Annotated in this window: 8 protein-coding genes; 5 read left to right on the top strand and 3 right to left on the bottom strand. The window is 61.4% G+C overall.

Going from position 1 to position 6,449, the window contains the following annotated elements:
- Positions 1-354 (top strand): phenylacetate--CoA ligase family protein (locus ACXJKO_RS28920; protein WP_457094484.1); only part of this gene is annotated, 354 nt, incomplete at its 5' end.
- 256 nt (positions 355-610) lie between these two features.
- On the opposite strand, the gene ACXJKO_RS28915 is transcribed toward ACXJKO_RS28920, so the two are convergent.
- The gene (locus ACXJKO_RS28915) at positions 611-1,051 is read right to left on the bottom strand and encodes an RNA polymerase subunit sigma-70 (RefSeq protein WP_457094483.1); all 441 of its coding nucleotides are present in this window, start codon (positions 1,049-1,051) and stop codon (positions 611-613) included.
- Positions 1,052-1,159: 108 nt separating this feature from the next.
- Entirely contained in the window at positions 1,160-1,948 is a 789-nt protein-coding gene (locus ACXJKO_RS28910; protein WP_457094482.1) for a pentapeptide repeat-containing protein, read from the bottom strand.
- A 186-nt stretch (positions 1,949-2,134) separates the two neighbouring features.
- On the opposite strand from ACXJKO_RS28910, the gene ACXJKO_RS28905 reads away from it, so the two are divergent.
- From ACXJKO_RS28905 to ACXJKO_RS28890, 4 genes are all read left to right on the top strand, one after another.
- Entirely contained in the window at positions 2,135-2,374 is a 240-nt protein-coding gene (locus tag ACXJKO_RS28905; protein WP_457094481.1) for a hypothetical protein, read from the top strand.
- A gap of 119 nt (positions 2,375-2,493) precedes the next feature.
- Positions 2,494-3,156, top strand: a complete 663-nt coding sequence (locus tag ACXJKO_RS28900; RefSeq protein WP_457094480.1) for a Crp/Fnr family transcriptional regulator — start codon at positions 2,494-2,496, stop codon at positions 3,154-3,156.
- A 145-nt stretch (positions 3,157-3,301) separates the two neighbouring features.
- The gene (locus tag ACXJKO_RS28895; protein WP_457094479.1) at positions 3,302-4,342 is read left to right on the top strand and encodes a Fe(3+) ABC transporter substrate-binding protein; all 1,041 of its coding nucleotides are present in this window, start codon (positions 3,302-3,304) and stop codon (positions 4,340-4,342) included.
- Positions 4,343-4,483: 141 nt separating this feature from the next.
- On the top strand, positions 4,484-6,139 hold the full coding sequence (locus tag ACXJKO_RS28890; RefSeq protein WP_457094478.1) for an ABC transporter permease: 1,656 nt from the start codon (positions 4,484-4,486) through the stop codon (positions 6,137-6,139).
- Positions 6,140-6,190: 51 nt separating this feature from the next.
- On the opposite strand, the gene ACXJKO_RS28885 is transcribed toward ACXJKO_RS28890, so the two are convergent.
- Positions 6,191-6,449 (bottom strand): CoA-transferase (locus ACXJKO_RS28885; protein WP_457094477.1); only part of this gene is annotated, 259 nt, incomplete at its 5' end.

The raw sequence follows: 6,449 nt of genomic DNA, 5'->3' as shown, positions 1-6,449 counted from the left end.
GCCCTGCCGGGCGCCAGTCCCTGCGGCCGGACCAATATGCGCATCAAGGGTTGGATGGGTCGTGCCGATCAGGCCACCAAGGTGAAGGGGATGTTCGTGCGCCCCGAGCAGATGGCCGAGATCGGCCGCCGCTATCCGGACCTTGGCCGCCTGCGGCTGATCGTGGGTCGGGAGAACGGCACCGACGTGATGACCCTGATGGCCGAGAGCGATGATCTGATGAACGAGTTGTCCTCATCCATCGGCGTGACCCTCCAGGAGGTAACCAAGCTCAAGGGCAAGGTGACCCTGGTCGCCCCGGGCACGCTCCCCAATGACGGCAAGGTCATCGACGATCAACGGAAGTACGAGTAGGCCCAAAAGAAAAAGAGCACCCGAACGGGTGCTCTAAGGTGTCCGGCCGTAGGGGCAAAAAGGACCGGAGATGCAGATAAACGTACTTGATGCGCATTGGTTCCAGAAAAGTTAAAAAAATCTTAATGCCAAGCTAAGGCCTCACTCACGTCATGTTTTCAGGGTCTAGGCTTAGCTTCCCGTGGGGGCAAACTACGGGCCTAAGGCCGCGACCAGATCCCTATAATGGGACGGTCGCGGCTGACTTTGTAGACGATTACAAATCTCCCAGGGAAAGCTGAGCCTGATTGCGTACGATCCGTGCCTTCTGCTTTTTGGGCGCCGCGCTCACTAAGGGCTTCGGAGCCGTTCGGCGGGGAGATCTCTCCGCCATCCTGGCCTTGGCCTTGTCGCGGGCCTGAGCCTCCGGGGAGGCCGGGTCGTCATTCAGCCACTTGCCGTGCTTGATCACCTCGTTGACCCGTCCCTGGTTCACGCCGAGCTGGAAGGCGATCTCCTGCTGGGTCATCTCCGTCGTGCCGTGAAGCTCGAGAATGCTTCGGGCCAGTTCCGGCGTCATCTTGCGTCCGGCGATCCGGCGTCCTGGAGAAACCGTTCGCTTCTCCCTGTCCCGGTCCCGCATCTTCTGCAAGATCGCGAGGGCCATGTGCATGCCCTGCTCGCGAAGGGCATCCTCGAACTCCTTGAGCGTGGTCACGTCGGTCGTACTCCCGCGAAGCAGCCCGACATCAAGGATCGGACTTAAGGAATTTCAAGGAATCCAACGGTTAAGCTCATGCCTTGGTTTCATCCGACTTGAGCCCGATCAGTCCACACCCTCCTTGCAGGGCCAGCTGCTGGGCGCGTTGAGGCCGCTGGGCAGCTTCGTCTGGGCCGTGCCGCAGGCGATGTCGATCTGACCTTGCGTCAGACCCGTCACCCCGCTGAGATCGGTCCCGCCGATCTGCGTCAGGTAAAGGTAGGAGCCTGCCATGTTGACGCCCTGGAGGACCGCTCCCTCCAGGTGGGCGCGGGCGAGGTTGGAATAGCTGAAATCCACGCCCTTCAGCTTGGCCTGCTGGAAGAGAACCCGCGCCAATTCGGCCTTGGATAGGTTCGCGCCTTCCAGATCGGCCCCGCTGAAGTCGGAACGGTTGAGTTCCGCCTTGGAGAAGTCGGCTCGCGTAGCCTTCACCTGGGCGAAGTTGGAGCGGCTCATATCGGCCGAGCTGAAATTGGTCTCGACCAGAATGGCCTGGGCGAAATTGGCGCGCCATCCGAGCGCCTTGGTGAAATCGGCCTTGGACAAATCGGCCTTCTCGAACCGGGTGCGGCTGACCTCCGTCTCGCTGAGATTGGCACCCGCCATCTTCGAGGACCCGAAATCGCTCAAGGTCAGAAGCGAGCGCTGGAATTGGGCGCCGGTGAGATCGTCGTCGGTCAGCATCAGGCGGGCCTTGGAGCAGCCGGACCAATCGACCTTGGGCTCCGGGCCGTCCTGGCACTTGGCCTGCACCGCGCCCGACAGCACCGACAGGAAGAGCACAGCCCCACCTATGATACGGATCGCCCCGGTTCCCGATTGCGGGATCTTCAGCACGCGACGCAAGACCATGGGGCTCCTCTCGATTTGCAACGGACCTTCCACCCTATCAGGTAGGCTTTCATCCGCAGGCGGGGAGACCTCGGCCCTTATTTTTCGCGATTTTCCAAGACCCGACTGATTTTCCAAGACACGGTTGAAGACTCGACTTCCGCGTCTCACGGCCTAGCTTCTGCGGCAGAATTGCGGAGTTAGACCATGCGCCTCCAGGTGATCATCCCTGCCCTCGCCCTCACGGCCCTCGCTCTCGGCGGGTGCTCCACATCGCCCTCGGCAGAGGGTGTCCTTCCGCGGACCGACGTTCCACCGCCGCCGTCGGTAGAAAGGAGTGCTCCGCCCCGGCAGGCCACTGGCACGACCGGCACCGTAGCCCAGCAGCGGCGCGGGCTCAGCGTCCCTGACCGCCTCGTCCCGCCACGCCCATCCGCACCGCGCTGAGGCCGACTACCTCTACGGAGCCTCATCCACTGAGGTAATCTGCACCAAGGCATGACTGTCCCTGCGACCCAGCTTAGTGATATATGCCCATACGGCATATAGAAACGGGAACAGATTCCATGACTTGGGTGGAAGCAATCGGCTGGCTAGGAGCGGGCCTGGCCATCGCCGGCAGTGCGATGAAGACGATCATTCCGCTGCGCTGCATCGGGATCGTTACCAACGTCGTATCACTGACCTACGCGTCGATCATGGGGCTCTACCCCAGCATGACGGTCAACCTGATCCTGCTGCCCCTGAACGCTTACCGCCTCTACCAGATGCTGCGCCTCATCAAGAAGGTGAAGCAGGCCTCGAAGAGCGATCTGTCGATGGATTGGCTCAAGCCCTTCATGACGCGTCACGCGGTGAAGGTGGGAGAGATCCTGTTCGCGCGTGGGGACATTGCCAATTGCATGTTCTACACCCTTTCGGGGCGCTACCGCTTGAGGGAGTTGAACATTGAGCTGATAGACGGTCAGGTCGTCGGCGAAATGGGCTTCATGTCGCCAGAGAACAAGCGCACCCAGACTCTCGAATGCCTGGAAGCAGGCGAAGTGCTCAGCATCTCCTACGATGAGGTGCGCCAACTCTACTTCCAGAACCCGGAATTCGGTTTCTACTTCCTGCGCCTCACCAGCGAGCGGCTGTTCAAGAACATGCAAGGCATGGAACATGAAATCGCTCGCTTGAAGAGCCATCTTCATGAAACAGCCCCTCATAAACAGGCAGCCTCAGCTTAGAATTTTTCTAATGAATCTCAGTTTAGAAAACATCTAAGCTATTGATTTAACGTATATTTTTATTGACCCCTCGAAGTGGCCATGGTTCTTGCAGCCATGTTTGAGCGCGATTCAAGCTGCTCAATGCTGATGGTGAGGGATCTCAATGATGTTGAACGTGAAATTCGCCCGCGGCCTGCTCTTTGGCGCGGCTGCTCTTGGTACCCTGGCTGGATCGGGCGTTACTGCCTCCGCCGAGGAAATGCTGAACATCTACACCACTCGCGAGCCTGGCCTCATCAAGCCGGTTCTGGACGAGTTCACCAAGGAAACGGGCATTAAGGTCAACACGATCTTCATCAGTAATGGCCTTGAGGAGCGTGTTCGCACCGAGGGTGAGAACAGCCCTGCCGACGTGATCCTCACCGTCGATATCGGCCGCCTGCAAGCCGCCAAGGATTACGGCGTGACTCAAGCCGTGAAGTCGGAAGCCCTTGAGAAGGTCATTCCGGCCGCTTACCGCGATCCGGAAGGTCACTGGTTCGGCATCGCGCTGCGCGGCCGCGTCGTCTACGCTTCCAAGGAGCGCGTGAAGCAGGACAAGATCACATATGAAGAGCTTGCCGATCCCAAGTGGAAGGGCAAGATCTGCATTCGCTCCGGCCAGCATCTCTACAACATCAGCCTCATCTCCGCCGCTATCGCCCATATGGGCGAAGCCAAGGCCGAGGAATGGCTGAAGGGCGTGAAGGCGAACCTCGCCAAGAAGCCCTCCGGCGGCGACCGCGAGCAGGCCAAGGACATCCTGGCCGGCGTCTGCGATATCGCCATCGGCAACACCTACTACGTCTCGCTCATGCTCAACGGCAAGGACGAAGAGCAGAAGAAGTGGGGCCAGGCGGTCAATGTAATCCTTCCGACCTTCCAGGGCGGCGGTACCCACGTGAACGTCTCGGGCCTGGCGCTTGCCAAGCATGCTCCGAACAAGGCCAATGCCCTGAAGTTCATGGAGTTCATGGTCTCCGACGACTCGCAGCGTATCCATGCGGACGCCAACTCCGAGTATCCGATTAAGGCCGGCATCAAGATCAATCCGACCATCGCTTCCTTCGGCGAGCTGAAGGCCGACAACGTGCCGATCGCCGAGATCGCCAAGCAGCGCAAGAAGGCGAGCGAACTGGTCGACAAAGTCGGCTTTGATCAATAAGCCGGAAACAGGCACATCTAGAGGCGACCCTCAAAGCCGCCTCTTTCATGACGAGGGGCGCTGCCGGTTACGGTGGCGCCGTTTCCATTGACGATAGCTGCAGAGACACAGGCCCTTCTCCGCCCTGCTCGCCGGCGCGGCGTGAAACGCACCCCCTGGTGGCTGTCTGCCGCCGTGGCGGCGGTGGGCCTTGTCGTGCTCATGCCGATCGCCGCGCTGATCGGAATCGCGGCTGAAGGCGATGCGGAGATCTGGCCGCATCTGATCGCGAATGTTCTGCCCGCGAGCATCGTCGATACGCTCGCACTCCTTGCCGGCATTGCGCTCGTTGCCGGGTCCATGGGCATCACTTCGGCCTGGCTCGTGACGGCGCACCGTTTCCCCGGACGCGACGTTCTCGTCTGGCTGCTGCCGCTGCCGCTGGCGGTGCCGACCTACATCACCGCTTACATCTATGTGGAGATTTTCGACTCCGCGGGMCTCGTGCAGATGGCGCTGCGCGATCTCATGGGCTGGAAATCTCGCAGCGATTACTGGTTTCCTGAAATCCGCTCGCTTCCCGGCTGCATCCTGGTGATGTCCGCCGTGCTCTATCCCTATGTGTACATTGCGGCGCGGGCGATGTTCCTGACGCAGAGCGCGAGCATGATCGAGGTTGCGCGGGTTCTCGGCGCAAGCCGCATCAAGCTCTTCCGCGTCATCGCCCTGCCCCTCGCCCGCCCCGCCCTCGCCGTCGGCCTGTCTCTGGCGCTGCTGGAGGCGCTGAACGATATCGGCGCGAGCGAGTATCTCGGCGTCCGCACTCTCACCGTTTCCGTCTTCAACACCTGGCTCAATCGTGGCTCCCTCGCAGGTGCCGCGCAGATTGCCTGCGTCATGCTGGCCCTCGTAGTCGCGCTGATCCTGATCGAGCGCTATGGCCGCAAGGACAGGCGCTACGCCAATTCCGCCAAGCGTCCGCGCGTGACGAATCCAGTGCCGCTTGTCAGTGGGCGCGCCTGGCTCGCGAGCGTTCTGTGCACCATTCCAGTCATCCTCGGCTTCGTGTTGCCGCTCGCCTTCCTGCTGCGTGAACTCGTGCGCTTCGATTTCTCCGAACAGCTCAACGGCGAGTTCCTGTCGCATTTCATGACGACGATCACGCTTTCCGTGACAGCGACCGTCGCGATCCTGGCAATCGCCACCCTGCTCGTCTCGGCAGCGCGCATCGCCAAGTCACCACTCACGCGCGGCACGCTGTTCCTGGCGAGTCTGGGTTACACGATTCCCGGAACGGTGCTGGCTCTTGGCCTCATGACGCCGCTTGTGCAGATCGATGGCCTCATCGGCACATTGTGGCGCAACCTCACGGGTGAACGGCTCGGACTGCTCCTCATGGGCACGGCGGGAGCCATCGTCATTGCCTATGTCATCCGCTTCCTGACCWTCGGGACAGGCTCCCTGTCCGCCGGCCTCGACCGCGTGTCGCCGAGCCTGGAGGATGCGGCGCGCACGCTCGGCGCATCGCGCAGCGAAATGGTCTGGCAGGTCCAGGTGCCGCTCATGCGGCCAGCCCTGGCGAGCGCGGCCCTGCTGATCTTCGTCGATTGCATCAAGGAATTGCCGGCGACCCTGCTGCTACGTCCCCTCAACACCGAAACGCTGGCCACGCAGGTCTATACCTACGCGGCGCGCGGACGGTTCGAGGACGGTTCGCTTTCCGCTCTCTTCATCGTGCTGATCGGCCTTCTCCCCGTGATCCAACTGGTGCGCAGCGCCGAGGCACGGCCGAAGGTTTTGGAAGGGTCGAGCTCATAACGAGAAAAGCGGCCCTATGGGCCGCTTTCCGGTGATCGTGTTTGGTGTGGCTCAGGCGACCTGCTGGCCGTCGAGCGCGACCTTGAACTCCGCTTGCGTCTTGGCCCTGATCTCGTCCACCGTCACGCCATCGGCGAGCTCGATCAGCGTCATGCCCGTGCCGCCCCGCTTGTCGACCGCAAACACGCCCAGATCCGTGATCACCAGATCGACCACGCCCGCGCCGGTCAGCGGCAGCGCGCAGGCCTTGAGCAGCTTCGGGTCCTCCGAGCCGTCCTTGGCCTTGGCCACATGCTCCATCACCACCACC

The organism is Microvirga sp. P5_D2 (genome assembly GCF_054049475.1).
The sequence above is the reverse complement of the archived record's forward strand: the minus strand, read 5'-3'. Positions and strand labels throughout refer to the sequence as shown.